The 20,915-nt window shown below is 39.2% G+C and carries 13 protein-coding genes and 4 pseudogenes; 12 read left to right on the top strand and 5 right to left on the bottom strand.

Annotation, left to right across the window (positions count from 1 at the left end; translation table 11 throughout):
* Positions 1-104: pseudogene (locus tag E0409_RS14870) on the bottom strand (IS982 family transposase); the annotation flags it as partial.
* Positions 105-142: 38 nt separating this feature from the next.
* Between E0409_RS14870 and E0409_RS14865 the strand changes: the two are divergent.
* From E0409_RS14865 to E0409_RS14825, 9 genes and pseudogenes are all read left to right on the top strand, one after another.
* Positions 143-1,480, top strand: coding sequence for a hypothetical protein (locus E0409_RS14865; protein WP_131292110.1), 1,338 nt, complete (start codon positions 143-145; stop codon positions 1,478-1,480).
* Positions 1,477-5,256, top strand: coding sequence for a tyrosine-type recombinase/integrase (locus E0409_RS17005; RefSeq protein WP_131292108.1), 3,780 nt, complete (start codon positions 1,477-1,479; stop codon positions 5,254-5,256). The genes E0409_RS14865 and E0409_RS17005 overlap by 4 nt, the downstream gene beginning before the upstream one ends.
* Positions 5,250-5,780, top strand: a pseudogene (locus tag E0409_RS14855) (IS200/IS605 family accessory protein TnpB-related protein); the annotation flags it as partial. The gene E0409_RS17005 and the pseudogene E0409_RS14855, both read left to right, overlap by 7 nt.
* A 95-nt stretch (positions 5,781-5,875) precedes the next feature.
* Positions 5,876-6,304 carry an arsenate reductase (glutaredoxin) gene (gene arsC, locus E0409_RS14850; protein WP_131292106.1) on the top strand — a complete coding sequence of 143 codons (429 nt, stop codon included), beginning with the start codon at positions 5,876-5,878 and terminating at the stop codon, positions 6,302-6,304.
* A 58-nt stretch (positions 6,305-6,362) separates the two neighbouring features.
* Positions 6,363-6,683 (top strand): metalloregulator ArsR/SmtB family transcription factor, encoded by a 321-nt coding sequence (locus tag E0409_RS14845; protein ID WP_131292104.1) that lies wholly within the window; start codon positions 6,363-6,365, stop codon positions 6,681-6,683.
* A gap of 6 nt (positions 6,684-6,689) precedes the next feature.
* Positions 6,690-7,163, top strand: a complete 474-nt coding sequence (locus E0409_RS14840; RefSeq protein ID WP_131292101.1) for an arsenate reductase ArsC — start codon at positions 6,690-6,692, stop codon at positions 7,161-7,163.
* A gap of 4 nt (positions 7,164-7,167) precedes the next feature.
* Positions 7,168-8,208 (top strand): ACR3 family arsenite efflux transporter, encoded by a 1,041-nt coding sequence (arsB, locus tag E0409_RS14835; RefSeq protein WP_131292099.1) that lies wholly within the window; start codon positions 7,168-7,170, stop codon positions 8,206-8,208.
* Between the two features lie 4 nt (positions 8,209-8,212).
* On the top strand, positions 8,213-8,917 hold the full coding sequence (gene arsH, locus E0409_RS14830) for an arsenical resistance protein ArsH (protein WP_131292098.1): 705 nt from the start codon (positions 8,213-8,215) through the stop codon (positions 8,915-8,917).
* 170 nt (positions 8,918-9,087) lie between these two features.
* Positions 9,088-10,155 carry an ArsO family NAD(P)H-dependent flavin-containing monooxygenase gene (locus E0409_RS14825; RefSeq protein WP_131292096.1) on the top strand — a complete coding sequence of 356 codons (1,068 nt, stop codon included), beginning with the start codon at positions 9,088-9,090 and terminating at the stop codon, positions 10,153-10,155.
* Between the two features lie 109 nt (positions 10,156-10,264).
* On the opposite strand, the gene E0409_RS14820 is transcribed toward E0409_RS14825, so the two are convergent.
* A complete protein-coding gene (locus E0409_RS14820) occupies positions 10,265-11,842 on the bottom strand; it encodes a Na/Pi cotransporter family protein (protein ID WP_131292094.1) in 1,578 nt (525 codons plus the stop codon).
* Positions 11,843-12,223: 381 nt separating this feature from the next.
* On the opposite strand from E0409_RS14820, the pseudogene E0409_RS14810 reads away from it, so the two are divergent.
* Positions 12,224-13,227, top strand: a pseudogene (locus E0409_RS14810) (RNA-guided endonuclease InsQ/TnpB family protein).
* A 188-nt stretch (positions 13,228-13,415) separates the two neighbouring features.
* On the opposite strand, the gene E0409_RS14805 reads toward E0409_RS14810, so the two are convergent.
* Both E0409_RS14805 and tnpA read right to left on the bottom strand, forming a co-directional pair.
* On the bottom strand, positions 13,416-13,619 hold the full coding sequence (locus E0409_RS14805; RefSeq protein WP_131292091.1) for a hypothetical protein: 204 nt from the start codon (positions 13,617-13,619) through the stop codon (positions 13,416-13,418).
* Positions 13,620-14,864: 1,245 nt separating this feature from the next.
* Positions 14,865-15,089: pseudogene (gene tnpA, locus E0409_RS14800) on the bottom strand (IS200/IS605 family transposase); the annotation flags it as partial.
* Positions 15,090-15,285: 196 nt separating this feature from the next.
* Between tnpA and E0409_RS14795 the strand changes: the two are divergent.
* Complete coding sequence (locus tag E0409_RS14795) at positions 15,286-16,848, top strand: sensor domain-containing diguanylate cyclase (RefSeq protein ID WP_131292089.1); 1,563 nt, start codon at positions 15,286-15,288, stop codon at positions 16,846-16,848.
* Between the two features lie 206 nt (positions 16,849-17,054).
* Complete coding sequence (locus E0409_RS14790; RefSeq protein ID WP_131292087.1) at positions 17,055-20,510, top strand: MASE3 domain-containing protein; 3,456 nt, start codon at positions 17,055-17,057, stop codon at positions 20,508-20,510.
* 138 nt (positions 20,511-20,648) lie between these two features.
* Here the strand turns inward: E0409_RS14790 and E0409_RS14785 are convergent.
* A partial coding sequence (locus E0409_RS14785) for a transposase (protein ID WP_286364056.1) occupies positions 20,649-20,915 on the bottom strand: 267 nt, incomplete at its 5' end.

The following is a 20,915-nucleotide window of genomic DNA, read 5'->3' as shown; positions in this document are numbered from 1 at the left end:
ATTCGTTTACGCTTATTTTCCTGCTTGAGAAATTGCCAATAGATCGGTTCAAATTTCTTAAAAAAATCATCAATGGCACAGAAGATTTCTGTAAAATCAGACATGGTGGTTAGAGTCTTTGGTTTGTGTAGTAACTTTCTAAATGGCTCTAGCCATCTTTTTTTCAAGCGGTTTTCTTATCCGTAATTCGGGTTATCTAGTTGTCCGTTGGAAAATTGAGTTACAGATTACTGAATCCAAAAGAATGTTTCAGAATAATAACTTAAGAGAGCTACAAGTTCGTATTCCTAGCCCATTAGTTCAAGCTTTAAGAGATTCCGCTTTAAAAAATACTTCTCAAAATAGAACAAATATTGAACTTAAGATTAGACAAGTTGCAAAAGAGCAAGGGCTTAGAATTGGTCCAATTTCTCTTATGCGTATCCAACGTCATCTTAAATGTATGTTAGAGCAAGAATGGAGTAATCAATACACTGCCAATTTTTTAGCACGAACACCATCGAACCAAGCAACGGGTAGTTATTATGGGCAAGTATCTAAACGAACAGCCGAAAATGATTATCTGCATTATGTGCAATATTTAAGTAGTGGAAGAGATAATCAGGATCTGGAAAATGAATTACTCGATCTTCCGCAGCAGAAGTTGCAACTTAGCGATGAATCCCAAGATGTATCAGATCCGATAGTAGGTAGTTCATTTATCCCTGACAGAAAAACGGTAAGTATATTGTTGGCTGATCTTTTTAAAAAGATAAATCAGCCTGTGAATATCATTCAACAATTCAATGCTTACGCTGAATGGATTTGGCATACCAGTTTGATATTTCTTGCAGGACGACCGGTAATTGGAGTACCCACTCAACTTAGTAAGATGAGTTTAGATCATAATCTGTTAATCGTGTCCGATAAACAACAACGTGTAAATCAAGATAACTCCAGAATTCTGTATATACATCCATTTTTAAAGCGGGCTTTAACAAACTATTTGTTCTATTTAGAGAATTTTTTTAAAAAATATATGGTGTTTAATCCGAAGCTCTACGAGATTTGGCAGAAGATACAGACAAGTGATTATGGGATAACACATTTAATCATGACCGATCAGATGAAGCGGGAAGCTCCTGAGTCTCAAGGATATTTAGCTTTACAACAGTTCAATTTTTCTCTTATCGCGGGAATGCAGGCATCTCAATGCCGGCAGATGAGTCGAGCTGATGTTCAGATTAAAGATCAGGAAAGTGGAAAAAAATGGGTAGATAATTGGCATCGTCATTTTTGCTATTCATATTTAATTAATTATCAAAATGAGGCGGGTCAATACTTGTCCAAAACTACTGTTAATCAGATCATGGGTCATGAAGACTTTAATGATGAGTTTCTAAATCCCAAAACTTCGTCAGCGGCACTGGTTGATGTGACTGTAATAAAAAAAGCATTGAATCAATTAGTACTAGAGTTGGGTTTGGAGCAGGTTGCATGAGTATAGAAAAAGCTGTTGTTGAATTACCACTTGAATTTGCAGAACTGCTTAAAGATTTAGTGTCTAAAAAAATTTTATCAAGCCAATTTGCTCAGGAATATGAACAAGCCAAAGTCCAGTTAAAAAAACGTTTGGGCATTGATGAATATGCTGACGCTTTAACCTATTTAAAGCAGAAGATTGAACAGTTAAAACTGGATCAGAAAATTGCTGCAGATATTGAGATACCGACACAAGTGTATCGGTTAAAACGCGATCAGTTAAATAATGATCCGAATTTATTCATGAAAATTAAACAGATCCAACAACTAAGAGATAATTTTTTAAATGAATTGTTAATCCATATAAAAGATGCAGATGAAAAGAAAATTTTTCAAACTCTATTGTTGAGTAGTGTGATATATGGAGGTTTGACTGATTTTGCCGCTTTACAAGCATTTGCTCGATGGCTTAGCTTACATTTGATGGAGAGTATAGTTCTTAAATCGGCACCTAAATGCAAATTAAAGCTAGATAGCAAAGAGCAAATACAATCGCAATTTAAGGAGTGCTTATTTGAACTTGAAGAGCTACAACACGCCATGGAACAAGAAGAGAACCCTTCAATTTCAATTATGCAACAAAGGCAGATGCTTCATAAACATTATATAAACTCGATGTGTTATCGACAATTAGACAAGCTGAAACAACATTTCAATCAGTTGGGAATATCATTATCCCCTTTGTTTCAACAACAACAAGAAAAAATGCAGAGTTATATTACCACTATGTGGCAGCTCACATCTTTAGAGCAAAAACAATTGGGGGTATTTCTACAAACTATAAAGAAGCCTTGGAAGGTGAAAAGCTTCTTAAATAGAATAGACACTCTTTTATTTAAAGAACAAGCCTCTCTTCAATTACCTATACTCGAAAAGCGTTGGAATGACCTAGATAACCATTTTTGGGACATATGGATAGGCTACCGTTTGTTTTTTAAATTACAGGAGGAAATCCAAAACAGTGCTGCGGTTCATTACCCACTTTATTATCAGCAGCAACCAGATACACAATCCCCATGTATTTTATTAAAAGTTGAGCAGTCAAATTATGGCATCCAATTAGGTAATAAGGTTTGTATGCCGAGATTGTGGCGAATGGACGAGGTAAGTAAAAGTTTGCTCATTTACTTAATGCATTGTTTTGAAAAACGTTTTATACAGCAAGATAGTGAGGATATTGAAAGTAGGGATTATTTAAAATTTGATGTGAACCTACTGGATAGGAATGTAAGTGTCTATTTATCCGATTATTCGGATTTGAAAAGTTTGCTCAAAGATAAATTTGCTATCATCACGAGTTTAGAGTTATTGCCAAATAATCATTTGGATCAATTTTTTAAGCAAATCGCTTGTTTTGAACAACAAAGCTGTAGTTTGCCACCAGAACAATGGCAATTGTTAAGACAGAGTAAGTTTAATAACTTCTCGAATCAACCCATTCAAATACTAGATAGTGAAATTCAGCCAAAAAGCAAAGATACAACAGAAGATGAAGGTATAACGAATAAAGACGAAGATATAACGAATACAGATGATTTTGAACATTATTTCTATTATGAAAACCAAGATCAAAAAAAATGTTTAGAAATTCGTGGTAAAAGCAAATTTCCAGAATTATTACAGCAATATCAAAATTATGCAGATGAGTTAGAAAAGCGACAAAACAATAAAAAAATTTCAGCTATAGATCAAGGTGTATGGCACGCCTATTACCGTTTAGTGAAATTTTTTATCTTTAAGATAAACAAGGCAATTGAGAGGAGGACGACAGTTGAACATTTTAGCAATGAACGATCGGTTTTACTGTCACGTTGGATGTTTGTCTGTGCCCATGAAAAAATAGAACTACGTTCTTTTAATGCGGAAGATTATCTCGATTTTTATCAAAGGATAATTGATTTAGCAAAAGACAGAGATAATGAAGAATCAAATAAGGAGCTCATATCGACTGGCGAAAATTTAAAGAATAACAAGGTGGTCAGTCAGTTACGTAAATTATTAATAGAATTTCATGAATTTCAAAGTAAAGATAAAGCTTTTAATCAATATGATTCTGAGAAAAATCAATCTGAAGTTCTTGAACATGAATTGGGATTTCGTAACGTTCCTCCACTTAATAAAAACCAATTTGAAAAAATAGCAATGAAATATATTGTCGAAGCACGAATGATTTCACCAGCAATTATGCAGCAACTCAAATTGGACTTAGAAAAGAAAATTGGGGCATTTGAAGGTTTTGATTTTGATGTATCACCATTTATTTTATTGTTTACGATATTGTATCGGACGGGTTTGCGGGTAAATGAGTTGTTGGGTCTACAAATCAAAGATGTGATTCAAGCGACACCTAAATCCCCAATTATTTTTCGAATTTGCCGTAATCGTTTACGTGGTTTGAAGTCAAAAAAAGCAAAACGTCGTATCCCCGTAAGTTTATTACTGACTGCACAAGAAAATGAATTACTCTCGCAATTTATCAGTCAAAGATTTTCAAATGGTGAAGATAAGCATGCATTATTTATTTTTAATGGGAAAAAAATTACCAGAAATTTTCTCAATCAATTATTTAAAACCTGGCAATGGAATCGTTTAGGTCAGGCACCCTATAGGTTACATAGTTTCCGTCACACGGCCATCAACCAACTGTTTTTGGTCATGCATGCAGATCATGCTTTAATCGAAGGATATACAGATTATACAGAGCTCCATTCGACTCGAATTCGTGAAAAACTTTTGGGGATACATGCCAATGTGGATTCTATTTCCCAAAAGAAGTGGTTAGTTCTATCAGATTTGTTTGGGCATGAGTCTTTAGCCACGACTGCAGAAACTTATTTACATGTAGCAGATCTGATTATCATGTCCAGCCTACAGCAGCAAACGTTTACTATGCCTAAAAAGGTATATGAATATTTAATTCATGATAAACAAAGTCATGATGAACAGCCTATTATTTTATCTTCCAACCTATTGAATAAAAAATGTAATTTTCTGAAATTTACAGCCAGTACATCAACTTTTTCTTATTCGCAGCAACAAGTGGAAAGAAAGAAGTCTTCAGAAACCTTCTATTGGCATTACCCACTCGAAGTTTTTGGTCAATTATCCGCTTATGAAAAATCATTGCAGCAAGGTATTGAAACTAGTCTAAATCCAGATCTGCAGATGTATTGGCAAAGGGCAGAGCGTATAGCGACGGTAGCAGTTACCAACAGAGATATGTCCAGGCTAATTGATGACAAAAGAAACAGAACAATTTTACCCCAAATAAGTGGTGAAGAAGATAGACGTAGTTATTTCTTACAGTTGAATAGGTCACTACAAAGGAAAGTGGTAACTTGGGTGGAGCTGGATGATTTTAAGCAGATGTTAGAGATTATTGTTTTTAGGACTCGCCGTTCTGAGGCATTTATAAAGTTCTACAATACAGAACAAGATCGACTTTTTCTCGGAAATTTTCGAAATATGGGGATCTATTTATTTGGCAAGCAAGTATGGTATTTAAGAGGTTATAATCCAGAGAAGAGGGAATTTGAAAAAATAAAAATAGATCACAATCTCAATGATTTGAAAAAGTATCAATATTTTGAACTAACTTTTAAATCTAACTACAAGCAAAAGACTATTCATTTTCAGGATTTTAGATCATATATGCATCTTTGGATGATTCTGCACCCTTACTTTTTGACTACTCTTCAGAGGATAAGTGAAAAACAATCGAGTAGTAAAAATTAGGTATTGCTCAGAGAGGAGGAAATAAGAAGTGTGTACGTGTATACACGTCAAGATTGCAAACATCCACAAAGATTATTTGCATAAAGCAAGCAGCATGCTTGTTAAAGAAAATGCACTGATTGTTGTGGGTGATTTAAGTGCCAAGAAACTTTTAAAAACCAATATGGCAAAGTCTGTTTTGGATACAGGATTTTCAGCACTAAAAACGATGCTCAAGTATAAATGTGAGGATGCAGCAGTGCTGCTCATGTTTGAAGAAGTGAATGAGAGTTTCACAAACTGAGAAACATCGTTTCGCAAGGTTCGAGCTGGAGGTAGATCACCCAGTAGTAGTCCGAAAAATCTTACAAAGCAGTGCTTCTTAAGTCTTGGAATAAGAGTATGAGAATGTGAAAAACTATTCAAGTTTCAATGATCGTGACTTGAACAGTGTGAAGAACATACTTGCGCTTGGGCATAAGCGTCTAGCAGTAGGAATTACCCTTTTTAAAGGGGGTGGATGTCAAGAATTCTTGATAGCTTAAGTTCACCAAAGAAAAAACCCAATATATGTATTTGCATATATACGGTAAAACATATATAAGTATATTTAAGTCTTTTAATAGTAGATTTGGCCAAAATGACCTCGACCGTAAAGATTTATCACAATCCTGAGTGTGGTACATCTAGAAATACCTTAGCTTTAATTCAAAATGCAGGAATTGAACCTGCAATTATTTACTATTTACAAACGCCGCCATCGCAAGATGAGCTACATCGCATGATTCAAGATGCAAATCTAACGGTTAGACAAGCTATACGAACCAATGTAGCACCCTATTCAGAGTTAGGATTGGATCAAGATAAGTGGTCAGATGAGCAACTATTAGAATTCATGCTGCAATACCCAATTTTGATTAATCGACCGTTTGTTGTAACGAATTTGGGTACACGTTTGTGTCGACCTTCAGAACTTGTACTGGATATTTTACCTTCTTCACAAAAAGGGGCTTTTAGCAAAGAGGATGGTGAAAAAGTCATAGATGAAAATGGACAAAGATTGCAATAAAAAATTTGGTTAATATATGTGGATATTTACATATTCAGATAAATAGATAGGTGCAGCGATGGAACAAGTCAATTTCTTTAAATGTTTAGCGGATGAGACGCGTCTGAACATTGTTGTCTTGGTGGCGAAGCATCAAGAGCTTTGTGTGTGTGACTTCACTGAAAAATTGCAACTTAGCCAACCTAAAATTTCCCGTCATTTAGCACTTTTACGTTCAGCTGGGCTGCTGACCGATCGTCGTCAAGGGCAGTGGGTGTATTACAGCATTAACCAAAAATTACCTGAGTGGTGTTTTGCAATACTTGCCTCACTCCAACTGAATGAAAGTTTAAATAATTTACCTATATCTGATTCAATTATTCAGATGCATTGTGAGTAAACAAAAATGAAGTTTTTATTTCTTTGTACGGGAAATAGTTGCCGCAGCATTTTGTCAGAAGTACTTTTTAATAGCCGTGCGCCAGAAGGGTGGAAAGCCTACAGTGCGGGAAGCAAACCTACAGGTAAAGTCCATCCGTTAACGATTAAAACTTTGGAAAACTTAGGCCTGTCTACACAAGGCTTATCCAGTAAAACAATTGATGACTGCGAACAATATCAACCAGATGTTGTGATCACCGTATGTGATGCTGCCGCTCAAGAAGCCTGTCCACTTTATTTGGGCGGAGCAATAAAAGCACATTGGGGCTTGGCTGATCCCTCACATTTAGAACTTTCAGAACCAGAAAAGCTAAAAGCTTTCTTGGTGACGGTTGAGCATATCAATAAACGCTTAGACGCTTTATTTGCCCTGGATGTAAATAAACTTTCTCGTCCTGAATTAATTGCTGAAATCAATAAAATTTCTAATATCGAGTAAGCGCATGTCTAGTTCAAGACTTTCATTTTTAGATCGTAACCTAACGCTATGGATTTTTATTGCCATGGCCTTAGGCATTGCCATCGGAAACTTTTTTCCTCAAGCGTCTGTCGCACTCGATCAATTGAGTATTAATTCGGTGAATATTCCAATTGCGGTTGGTCTTATTCTGATGATGTATCCACCTCTGGCAAAAGTGAACTATGCGACTTTGCCACAAGTATTCAAGGATAAGAAAACCCTTACTTTATCCTTGGTCCAAAACTGGCTGATCGCGCCAGTACTCATGTTTGCTCTGGCGATTATATTTTTACATAGTTATCCCGAATATATGACCGGCGTCATCTTGATCGGTTTAGCACGATGTATTGCCATGGTTCTGGTGTGGAATGGCTTGGCCTGTGGTGATAATCAATATGTTGCTGCTTTAGTTGCCTTTAACAGCATTTTCCAGATTTTATTCTTTAGTACCTATGCCTGGTTATTCCTGACCTTCCTGCCCCCCTATTTTGGTGTCGCTTCACAGGTAATTCATGTCGATTTCTGGACCATCACCCATGCTGTTCTGGTTTATCTGGGTATTCCGTTCTTGTTAGGTTTCTTAACTCGCTTCATTTTGGTGAAACAGAAAGGGGTAGAGTGGTATCAAACCAAGTTTATTCCGAAAATTAGTCCGCTTAGTTTGATGGCTTTGCTGTTCACCATTTTGGCCATGTTTAGCTTAAAAGGTGGCGATGTCGTGAGTCTTCCGCTTGAAGTTTTACGTATCGCGATTCCTTTAACCATTTACTTTGTTTTAATGTTCTTCATTAGCTTTTTCATGAGTAAATGGATGGGCAATGATTATCCTAAGACCACAGCAATCGCATTTACTGCAGCAGGAAATAATTTCGAATTATCACTTGCAGTCGCGATTGCTACTTTTGGTATAGCTTCACCGGTTGCTTTTACCACGATTATTGGCCCATTGGTCGAAGTGCCCGTGTTGATTGCCTTAGTGAGTGTTTCGCTCTGGCTGAGAAAAAAAGTTTTTAAAGAGACTTAACGTTATGAATCTCCCAAACCTAGATCTAGAGCTTGTTGAGCAACCGACCTTTGAAAAAGTTCAAGCAAAAGAGCTTGCGCATCCACCTCGTATCTTGCTGCTGTACGGTTCTAATCGAGAACGCTCTTACAGTCGCCTTGCCGTTCTTGAAGCAGGTCGCATCCTGGAGTATTTTGGGGCGGAAGTAAAAATCTTTCATCCTAAAGGGCTTCCTTTACCTGAAGATGCGGATACTGAGCATCCAAAAGTAAAAGAGTTGCATGAACTTTTAGCATGGTCAGAAGGCATGGTCTGGTGTTCACCTGAACGCCATGGTTCTATGAGTTCCATTTTTAAATCACAAATAGACTGGATTCCTCTGGCAGGTGGTGCAATCCGTGCCACCCAAGGTAAAACCCTTGCTTTGATGCAAGTCAGTGGCGGATCACAGTCATTTAACAGCCTGAACCAGATGCGTATTTTGGGTCGTTGGATGCGGATGATCACCATTCCAAATCAATCTTCAATTCCGAAAGCTTTCTTGGAATTCGAAGAAGATGGACGAATGAAGCCTTCGGCTTTCTATGACCGGATTGTGGATGTGATGGAAGAGTTATTTAAGTTCACCCTATTGACGCGTGGTCAAAGCAAATACCTGACAGATCGTTATTCGGAACGCAAGGAGTCGGCTGAAGAGTTATCTAAGCGTGTAAATCAGCGCAGTTTATAAATGCTAGGTGATATTCAAGATTGGTCATGTCACAGCTAGGTCAGTACTCAATTTATTCGCTGTTGGTAAAATTGTCTTAACGGCATAGTGAATATTGTAAAAACCCAGTCACGGAGATTGGGTTTTTACATTAAAGATGTCAGAGATAAATAAGTAAAAGGGGAAAGGCTTTGAATCATAAACAGACTGAAACTGATGTGATCATTATCGGTGGTGGGCAAGCAGCATTATCTACAGCTTATTTTTTAAAGCGCAAGAAAATCCCATTCATTATATTGGATGAGCAAAATCAAGCAGGGGGTGCTTGGCTGCATACCTGGGAGTCATTGCGTCTTTTTTCTCCCAATACCTGGAGTTCTCTATCCGGTTGGATGATGCCCATCACGGAACAGACCTATCCAACACGAAATGAGGTGATCCAGTATTTATCAGCTTATGAACAGAGATATCAATTTCCGATTGTTCGTCCAGTACATGTCGATCGTGTGGAATCGAATGGAAAGTATTTAGACGTATATGCTGGAGAAAAGTTTTGGCGAGCCAAGGCAGTGGTGAGTGCAACAGGGACATGGAGCCAGCCGTTTATTCCTGATTATCCGGGACAGGAAAACTTTCAATCTACGCAGTTACATTCAGCTCATTATATGAATTCAGATCCATTTAAAGATAAGAAAGTGATTGTTGTGGGTGGGGGGAATTCGGGAGCGCAAATACTCGCTGAGGTTTCACAAGTTGCTAAAACCATTTGGGTAACGAAAACCCCACCCCAATTTTTATCTGATGATGTGGATGGCCGTGTACTGTTTTTAAGAGCGACGGAACGCTTAAAAGCACAGCAAGAGGGTAAAGTCATTGATCAGCCTGTTGGGGGGCTTGGTGATATTGTGATGATTGATAGTGTCAAAGAGGCGAGGGAAAGAGGGGTTTTGCATAGTCGTCCGCCTTTTAAATCATTTACCACAAATTCTGTCATTTGGCCTGATGGCTCTGAAGAACACGTTGATGCGGTCATCTGGTGCACGGGTTTTAAAGCTTCTTTGGATCACTTGAGGAGTCTGGGGGTGATAGAGCAAGATAACTCGGTAGAGGTTAAAGACGGAAGGTCGGTCAAGATCGCGAACTTGTGGTTAGTGGGATATGGAGACTGGACTGGACTAGCCTCTGCAACATTAATTGGCGTTTCTAGAACAGCGAGAGCCACAGTGGATGATATTGCAGCTTATTTATCTAATATTTGATTTGAGCGTGGATAATATTTTGAAGAAACCGTTTGATCCCACTCTGAAACAAGGTTTAAGAACTGTCTTGAAAGATGCCAGAAGACTGTTGAAGGATTGATATAAGATTTTAACGTTCAGCCAACACTTTTGATAATCTTTTGGTATGGGCGATCAATCGGTCCAGCCAGCGTTTTGCAGCAAGAAGCTTTAAACTTCTTGCTGCACTGAGCCGGTTTAATGTGGCATATTGCATTACCTCTTCACGTAAGGTTGCGCGGTGCTCATCAGTCCACTGTTTAAGATTGGCCACTTCCTGTTTAAAATTTTCAATCATTTCAGAATCTTCTAAAAAAACCAAACTGGTTGCATAATGATCGAGAATATTTAAAAAATCTAAAGCTACTTGATAAATCTGCGGTTGGGTTCGAATAGCCAATGCATAGGGAACACCTTCCAAATCACTTCGCAGAACATGAATATAAACCATAATGCGTAATAAAGAGGTCAGTCGCTGTTTATCTTGTTGAGATTCTGGAACCACAATTTTCTCTAAATAGGCCTCTAGATGCTCAATCACTTCATCTAATTGTTGTAATTCTTTTGGGCTAACATTTACCCCATCCTGAAAAGCACGACGCAATATCTCAAACATCTGAATCAGGGTTTGATAAACCACTTTTTCTGCAGCGATAATTGCCACACTTGGAATATCCAGATTGGATTCATCCAGAATTTCGAGTACACCGGACTTTTTCTGAGGCAAAAACTTACAAATGAGGTGATTAAATTGATTGATCAAAGGTATAAAAATACACGCGCCTAGTACGCTAAATGCAGTATGGAATGCCGCCACAATGACGACCTCATCCCATGCAGCAATAGATTGAATATGACGATAGGCCCAGTTAAATAAAGGTAGCAATAAAAAGAAAGCAAATATAGCGCTGACCACATTAAAAACCACATGCACCGCTGCAGTCCGTTTGGCATTAACCGAGCCACCAATAACAGCCAGTACTGCGGTGGCAACTGTCCCGATATTTTGTCCAATCACCAGTAACAAGGCTTGCTGTAGATCAATCGCAGTACTGGCTAAAGCAGCTAAAGTCGCAGTAATGGCGGCACTGGAAGACTGCAGCAAGACCGTCACAATCAGGCCAATCCAAACGAGAAATAGCTTTTGCCCAAATGAGTGATAGCTAAAAATTGACAAATCGACTTGTTCAGCAAATCCTGACATCGCAATCTGTAGTTGATCAATCCCAAAGAAAATCAGACCAAAACCTGCCAGTACAAAACCCAATAATGCTAAACGGCCCTGAGTTAATAATTTTAACAGCGAACCTAAAGCAATTAGAGGTAAAGCAAAAGTAGCTATAGAAAACTTAACCCCGAGCAAAGCCACCATCCAACCGGTACTGGTTGTTCCGATATTAGCGCCAATAATCACCCCAATCGCTTGAGTAAAACTCAATATCCCCGCCCCGACAAAACCAATAGTCGCAAGCGTGGTGGCTGTAGAGGATTGAACAATCAAGGTCAGACCAATCCCAGAACACACTGATTTAAATGGTGTCCCGGTAAATTTGGTCAGCCATACTCGTAAAGTTTCCCCGGCCATTTCTTTAAGACCGTCGGTCATTAAAATCATGCCAATTAAAAATAAACCAATACCGCCACACAGCTGAGCAATAATTTCGAGCACAGTTCTCTCAATGCATTTTTTACATCAGAATACAGCCTGATCAAGATGATGTCATTAAGAGTGGCGGTGGAATAGCTAAAATACGATGTGCTCGGGGCAATAAAAGAAAAACCGGCAGTCTTCGAGTGACTTATTACTCGGTTATAGAGGATGATTAAATATTCTTCTTGGTGATTTTAGTTAAAAGTTAAAAATAACCTGATTGACACATAGACAGCGATCCTGCATCAATTCGTGAAGGGTTAATTTTTTGGATAACAATTTATCAAATGGAGCGTAAAACCTAGCCGTTCAGGTCTAGGATGTAAGCGACACGACATGAAGTGTCGTTTAATTCCCCCATCCAATACTTCTGAATCGATAGAATGTTAATATAAGCATATGAAAACACTTAAATTGCGTATCAAGGACAAACATTTCAAGATGCTAGACCAATTAGCATATGAGGTGAATTTTTCAGTGCCTATGATATTGCCAAGTACACCAAAGGTACATCAAAAGAATGTAGCTTGCATAGCCAAACGATTCAGGCTATCACGGAAGAATTGGTCACACGTAGAAAGCAGTTCAAGAAACTGAAGCTAAAATGGCGTGTCAGTAACAAGAAATCAGCAAGACGATCTTTAGGATGGATACCCTTTAAGAAAGTCGCCATCAAGTATGCTGATGGATACATCCAATATGGAAAGCACCACTTCAAGCTATGGGATAGCTACGGTTTAAGCCAATATAGCGTTAAAACAGGCTCATTTGTAGAGGATAGTCGTGGACGTTGGTACGTTTGTTTGGTTGTGGATAGTCCCAAAGCTGAGAAAACAACAGTAACCAAAGCCATAGGCATTGATCTGGGCTTACAAGATATTGCCACTTGTTCCGATGGTACTGTGATTTCAAATCCTAAGTTCTATCGACAATATGAACAGAAATTAGGGATTGCTCAACGAGCAAGAAATAAAAAACGTGTACGTGCATTACACGCCAAGATTGCGAATTGTCGTAAAGACCATTTGCATAAAGCAAGCAGGATGCTTGTGAGGGAAAATGCACTGATTGTCGTTGGTGATCTAAGTGCCAAGAAACTTGTAAAAACCAAAATGGCGAAATCTGTATTGGATACAGGTTTTTCCGCATTAAAAACAATGCTCAAGTATAAATGCGAGAACGCAGGCGTATTGTTTGAAGAAGTTAACGAGAGATTCACAACCCAAATGTGTTCGTGTTGTGGTGAGATCACCGCAAGCAGTCCGAAAGGTAGAACAGATTTGCGAATAAGAGTATGGGAGTGTGAAAGCTGCTTAAGTTCCAACCAAAGGGACTTAAATAGTGCCAAGAACATACTTGCGCTGGGGCATCAGCGTCTCGCAGGAGGAATCACCTCCTTTTAGGGGGGTGAGGATGTCAATTGATGAGCTGGTTTCTTCGATCAAAGAAGCCGGTGCGATAAAGCATAAAGCGATTAAAACCAGTCGAATTGTTGAGTTTGGCTCTTCTTATTTTTAGACCACAAAAAAGCCCACCTTACAATGAGCTTTTCAATGATTAGATCACTACTTTATCAATTCATATAGATACGCTAATCAGCGGATGGGATACTCAATTCATCATCTTTTGTAAAGATAACTGTTGTCAAGATTGGAACACCCAGAATAATGGGAACTAAAATGATCCACAAGTCCGTGGTTAGCTTACTTGAAAAGAAAAAGTGAATGGCGATAGCAGCCAGAATTAATACTGAAAACAAAACACTAGTGAAGCGAATTACAAATTTGAGAGGCATTTTCTGCTCCTATGTGATTCTAGTTGTTGTTATAAAGTATACGCCTTGTTTTGAGATCTATGTATTTGTTTTTTTAACCAAACATAAAGGTAAGCATCTGGTCCAGATATCTCGGCAATCAATCCTATCTGCCTTATTTGAGTTCCTCCCTTAAAAATAATGGGGAACAGAATTTGTGACATTAGATCTTCATTCTTTAGCAATGGCACCTGCCAAAAAGTGAAGAACTTACAGCAAAGCATTTAAACCGCACGTTGTTAAAGCCCGTAAAGAGCCGAATAATTCCATTATCTTAGTGGTACTACAGTATGGAATTATATTAACCCTCGTTCTGACTTGCTCAATATGGACAATTGTACAACACACTACCTATCGGTTGTTTTTAGCAGGTACCGCAGCAGTACCCGATCGTCCAGCTAACAGATCCTCTCTTAATGCATAGCGTTTAGTCATGCAGGATGATGAGGAGCAATCAGGTTTTCTCCAGTTAATTGATGACAGACCTAGATAAAGTATTTGTTTTTTATCTATGATTATTAGTTCGTTTTTTGTGTGAAACTGCAAATTAAATATTCTATAAAAGATGCTATTTCTGACTTTAATAATTAATAAACTATTGTTTTTAATAAATAAAAAATGATCTATTCTCATTGTTTAAATTTTTTGTTATATCTATCCAGTGAAAAATACTGTATTTGAAGAGAAGATATGCAATAGGAACTGGCTGTAGTTTCTACATCTTACTCAGGTGTTTTTTATCCTTTATTGGGGACGTTCTAGAAGGGTGTAAAAATAGAAAATGAGAAAGGGAATGGAAAAGATGGCGTTTTTTAATATTGAATACTTAAGTAAAGTTATTAAAAATGAAATATAAATAAATTTTAATAATTTGAGATTATCATGGATGATAAAAAAGTTATCGTAACATCATCAATATTACTAATATGCGCAATAGGTTTAGGTCTTTACATTTATGATCAAAGTCAGAAAAAAAGACGAAACGAAATTCAGCAATTGGTAATGGAAGCTGAACGAAGTCTCTTAGAAATCAGCAAGAAAAATTAGTAAATTTTTTATTTTAATCTAACCTGCTGAATTTTAACCCTGTATTTCGCTATGCATTTTTTATCCGTCATTTTTTGATTGTAAGTGTCTAATTATAATAAAAAATATCTAAAATCGAAAGAGGGCTCCACCGTATTTTGCGAAGCAGTACTTCTCAGGTGGAGGTGAATTTCGCAAAAATTAACCTTGTTGATTTTGAATATACTGTTTAATTATTTCGAATGGTGCACCAGCGCATGAACCAGCAAAATAAGAACGTAACCAAAGCACAGGTTTTACATCACTTCCTCGCAAGTCTAAAAATTGATTTCGTATTCTTCTGCTTGTTACCGATTTTAAATTATTCACTAACTTGGAAATTTGAATGGTTGGCGGGTATTGAATTAACATATGAACATAGTCTTCTTCACTATTGCACGCCTTTATTGATGCAGCCTGAACATCTTTAAAATCCTTGTCGAATTTTATCGAAGCAGCGGTAAATGACTCGGCTTAAAATTTAATTTAATTACTAAAATCTGTAACTTAGAGCTAAGAAAAATTATTTATGAAATAAGTTTTATGATATAAATATAATAAATCATCACTTAGGATTGATCTAGTGAGACAGGTTTTATTGGCGCTCAACTTAAATTTGCGCAGGTTAATCTTACTTTTAACCATTCTGAGTGTGACCTGTCTGTTTGTCTTTGCTTTATTCTTTGTAAATTACACAGTTAAAGAACGCCTGATAGATAATTCCTTGGCATTAAATGCAGAATATTCGTCCAGAATTGCTGCACATACCAACTATCAGTTTGAGGAAATATTAAAAAATTTAAGATTCAGCACCCGTGTACTAGGCAATAACTTTTCCAATGAAAGCTTGAGAAGCAGTGAAGCGGCGCGACTAAAAATCCAGTCAGGAAATTTCAACAGTGTGTTTCTGGCTGACAGGGAAGGTCATATCATTTCATTTTTCCCGACGACCTTAAAGATTGATTCAAAACAGATCCAGAAAACACATGGCATTGCCGAGTCACTCAGGCGCAAGCAAACTTATATTTCTTCCCCGTACTGGTCTTCGACCAAAAAACTGATTGTCATTGTTTCTGAACCGATCTTTGATGACAAAGGACAATATTTGGGTTTTATTGCGGGCACGATTTATCTGCAGAGTAAGAATTTGGTCAGTGAAATGCTGGCCTCCAAATATGGCTATAAGAAAAATTATACCTATGTCATGGATGACCAAAAACGGATCATTTTTCATGCCGATACTCAGCAAATTGGCCAGAAAGTCCAAGCTAGTGACGGATTAACAACGATGCTGCATCAACAGGATGGAGCTTTCCGCCTGATGAACAGTAAAGGAATAGACAGTCTGGTCGGTTTCTCACATATTCCCAGCGTGAGCTGGATTGTGGTGTCACAGCAGCCGATTGATGAGCTATTTGCTCAGGCCAACAGCATCATTTTCAAAGTGTCCATCGGAATTACACTATTCTATTTATTCATTTTCTTTATGGTCTGGCGTTTATCTGGCTTTATTGCACTGCCTTTAAATCATTTGGCGAAAATGGCTAGTATGTTGAACAGGACGGATATTCAGGAAAAAATTAACAAAATTGATCCTTTGTATTTTGAAGTCGATCAATTCAAAAATTCCCTGATGCTGAGCTGTCAGAGTTTTAATGAAAAAATTGATGAGCTGAATCAGTCAGTGAATAGCGATCCGCTGACAGGTTTGTACAATCGCCGTGGGATGAACCTGTTTATTGAAGAATTTGTGCGTATGCATACCGAGTTTGCTGTGTTAGCGGTGGATATCGACTTCTTTAAAAAGGTGAATGATACCTATGGCCATGACAAAGGCGATGTAGTCTTAAAAAGGCTGGCGAACGTGATGCAATATCATTTCCGAGACAATGATATCTGCTGCCGTTCAGGGGGTGAGGAATTTATTATTTTAATGGCTACTTCAGATCCGGAAATTACTTTTCAGGCCGCGGAACGGCTACGAAAAGCGGTTGAACTCACAGAGATGGAGGATATGGGAACGGTGACCATTTCAATTGGGATTGCTTACTGGCCTCATAGTTCTGAGGATATCGAGGAAGTGTTGAGAATGGCGGATCAAAAGCTGTATCAAGCCAAGCATGAGGGGCGTAACTGTACGCGCTAAATTATAGGCATCAACTGATTAAAACTTCACAGTGTGAAACTTAAATACACCTTATAGCTTATCTGCTGTAAACAAGTTTGGTCTATTTAGACATGGATTATTCTCATAGGCCTAATGATATAATTATCATGTAATTTTTTAGCTAACACAAAACTTTGAACGACTTTATTCCATAAGACCATTTGCGAATCTCATAAAGGAATTTTATGCCTAAATCATCTCGTGACTTATTTTCACCGGATGTATTCGACCTCAAGTCGTTTATTTCTCCTTATATGATGGTGATTCCTCCGACGATTTTTGCCTTGCTGATCTGGTGGACCAATCAAAGTTTTGGTTTCCTGTTTACCCATACCGTGGCGGAACTGATTTCAATCATTATCGCGCTCACGGCTCTGATTGTGACCGTGGTGTCACGGCATTTTACTAAAAATTATTTTGTGGTTTTTATTGCCATCGCGATTGGCTGGTGTGGATTTATTGATTTGTTCCACACCCTGCTATATAAAGGCATGCAAATTCTTCCGGTGGACAGTGCCAATCAGGCGACCCAATTATGGATTGGCGCCCGGCTATTGCAGGCCTTTGCGATGCTCGCCGCGCCGTTCATGCTGACACGCGCGATCAAGCCTGTCCCGTTGAACCTGTTTTTTGGTCTGCTCAGTGTTGGGATTGTCAGCGCAGTGATGCTGGGTTTCTTCCCCACGGCCTTTATTGATGGGCAGGGCCTGACCTCTTTTAAAATTTACAGTGAATATCTGATTATTGCGGTTCTGGCATTAGCGCTGTTACTGGTCTGGCAGCGCCGCGAATATTTATCAGCACAACTGGCGTTTGGTGTCAGTCTTTCCATGCTGACCATGATGGCCTCTGAATTTACCCTTACCCAATATGTGTCCGTATATGCCGATGCCAATCTGCTGGGGCATATTCTGAAAGTCTATTCATACTGGTTTATTTATATGGCGCTGGTCGAGTCGACCATTAAAGAGCCTTTTAGCATGCTGTCCAAGGCCGCCAGCACCTATGACGCCATTCCGGATCCGACCTATATTGTGAGTTCCAGCCAAACCATTCAGCAGGTCAATTTGGCAGCAGCGCAATTGCACGGCATTCCAGCGACACAATTGAGCGGACGCTCTATGCATGAACTGGTGCATGATCCTCGTGTGCTGGCCGCTGATTGTCCCGTTTGCTCGCGATTGCAGCAGGCACCGCAAGAGTTTTTAATCCAGCTGACCTTGCCGGATCACAAAACGGTCGAGTGTCATGTGGCACCTTTCGCGGAACGCCTAGGCAAAAAAACCGTCTGGGTCATGGTGGTACACGATATTACCGACCGCCAGCTTTTGCTGCAGGATCTGCAGGAACGTGTAAAAGAAGTACGTTGTCTGAACCAGATTAATCAGCTCTGCAACCATACGCATAATGGCATGACGGAGTTGTTGCATAAAGCCATGGAAATGATTCCTTCCGGCTTTTCATCTCCGGAACGGATTCATCTGCAGATTCGCAGTGACTGGGGTGTTTTAGGTGAAGAGCCTCCTGCTCAGACCCTTTGTTTGCAGTCCGTTTTTGCCAATGACACCCAGCAATTTGGGACCTTAACCGTCTGGTATGATCAAGCGCCAGAGGTACCGGTTTTTCTAGATGAAGAACAGAATTTAATTGACCATATTACCAGTCAGATCACCGATGTTTATACCCGGCTACAGTCACAGGGGCGTGTAGCACGGTTGACCTATCTATATCAGCTGCTCAGTGAAACCAACCGGGTCATTGCACATAGCCAGAATCAGCAGGATTTGCTGACGGAGTTGCAGCAGGTGCTACTGAAGCTGGGTAGTTTTGCCAAAATTTTGATTGCACTCAAAGCGAATGATGGGGCTGACAGTCCGCTTGTAATTCAGTTCCATTATAATATTAGCGCAAATATTCTGACGACCTTGCAGACTGTCTTGCAGCAGGATCAGAATCCTCCGTTGAATCAGGTGAAAAATACCAGTCCAGAGGTGGATGTCTATGCCTATGCCCTGGTCAATGATGCTGATGAGAATGTTTCTCCAGAATACCGGGCGTGGAGACAGTACTTAAAACAGGAAAAGGTGAGTCAGGCTGCATTGACCCCATTGTTGTTTGAGGGGCATTTCTGGGGACTGGTGGGGCTGTATACCACGGGGCAAGTAGAATTTGATGAGGAGCAAATTCAGCTGCTGCAAAATCTCTCAAGGGATATTTCTTCTGCGCTGGAGCGTTTTTCAGCGGAGCAACATCGCAAAACTGCCGAGACCTATTCGCAGCAGATGGAACAACGTTTCCAGCAGGTGTTTTTGCAGTCGCCGGTACCGATGCATATTATTTCCATGCTGGATGAACGAATTCTTGCGGTTAATTTAGCCTATGAAAAATGGCTGGGATATAACCTGGAAGATTTTCAAAATCGGGAAGTCTGGCTAAAAAAAGTGGCGCCTAATGCAGAACAAAGACAGTTTATGCAACAGAACTGGGAAGAGGCATTGCAGCTGGCGAAAAATGGCAAACAGGTGCAATTTCCTGAAATTACTTTGGTGGCAAAAGACGGTAGTCACCGTATTGCACAGCGCACGCTGGCGATTGTCGGCAATGATGTGATTTTGGCTTGGGCCGATCTTACAGCCATCCGGAAAACCGAACAGGCATTACGAGACAGCGAGCAGCGTTTCCGTGGCATGGTGGAACAAACCGTGGTCGGAATGTATGTACTGCGCGACAATCAGTATTTATACGTCAACCCAAGTTATGTCGATATGCTGGGTAGGTCTACTACAGAGCTTACGGGACATAATATCCTGGAGTTTACTGATGCGACAATAGACACTCTTGCTGCGATTCATCAGGAGGAGAACCCGTTACAGACTGCAGAACACTCGGACACGCCGTATACAGTTCCATTCCGACATAAAAATGGCCAGATCCGTGAATTTTCCCTGCATACCCGTCGCATCATCTGGGATGATGGTTTGCCTGCCTCGATTGTGATGGCACAAGACATTACCGAACAAAAGCAGGCACAGGACCAGATTGCCCATCAATTGGAACATATGGAAACCATCATGTACGGCACTTTGCAGGCCGTATCCACCATGGTAGAGTTACGTGATCCTTATACTGCGGGGCATGAACGCCGTGTCGGACTGATTGCCAGTGCGATTGCTAAAGAAATGGGTTGGGATGAAAAACGCTGTCTACAGATGGAAGAAATTGGACTGGTACATGATATTGGCAAAATTGCTATTCCTTCCGAGATTCTGACCAAACCTTCACGTCTGACCTATCTGGAAATGGAAATGATGAAAGGCCATGCACAGGCTGGTTATGACATTCTCAAAGATATTCCTTTCAATATTCCAATTGCTGAAATTATTGGTCAGCATCACGAACGGATGGATGGTACGGGTTATCCTAAAGGATTAAAAGGGGATGAGATTCATCCTGAGGCGCGTATTCTGACGGTGGCCGATGTGATTGAGTCAATGGCTTCGCATCGCCCATATCGTGCTGCTTTGGGTATAGATGTTGCACTTTCAGAAATTTTACGCGGACGTGGAACGATTTATGATGCGGAAGTTTGTGATGCAGCAGTTCGTTTAATTAAGGAAAAGGGATATGTCCTGCCAAGTTAAACAGGCTTGATGATCAGGTGAATAGCAGCCAAAAAGCTATTCACTTTTTTTTCAAGCTGAGTAACAGTCAGGATAGAATTTGATATTTTTTAATGCTTTAAATTGAAGCTCTAGCAAGCTTATGTTATTTAACCCTAGTTACGGATAAGCTAAATTTCTAACGACATGAATTTTTGGCTTATTCTTCTGACAGAGTTGATAGGCACATAGAGAAGAAAATATGCCTGCTAGGAAACCGGAAATAGCCCGATGTTTACTGCTTACTAAATGGTATTTTTCTTTCAATAAGCCAATTAAAGTTTCAATTCTTTTCCGCTGTCTCAAGTGGTATTCATCAGAAAAAGGCAATAGACTTACTCGCATATTCTTTCTAGGATAAGTAATTAAATCGATATTTTGCTCTAA

The organism is Acinetobacter sp. ANC 4862 (assembly GCF_004336635.1).
In the GTDB taxonomy this organism is placed as follows: Bacteria; Pseudomonadota; Gammaproteobacteria; order Pseudomonadales; family Moraxellaceae; genus Acinetobacter.
This window is presented reverse-complemented; position numbering and strand designations above follow the sequence as displayed.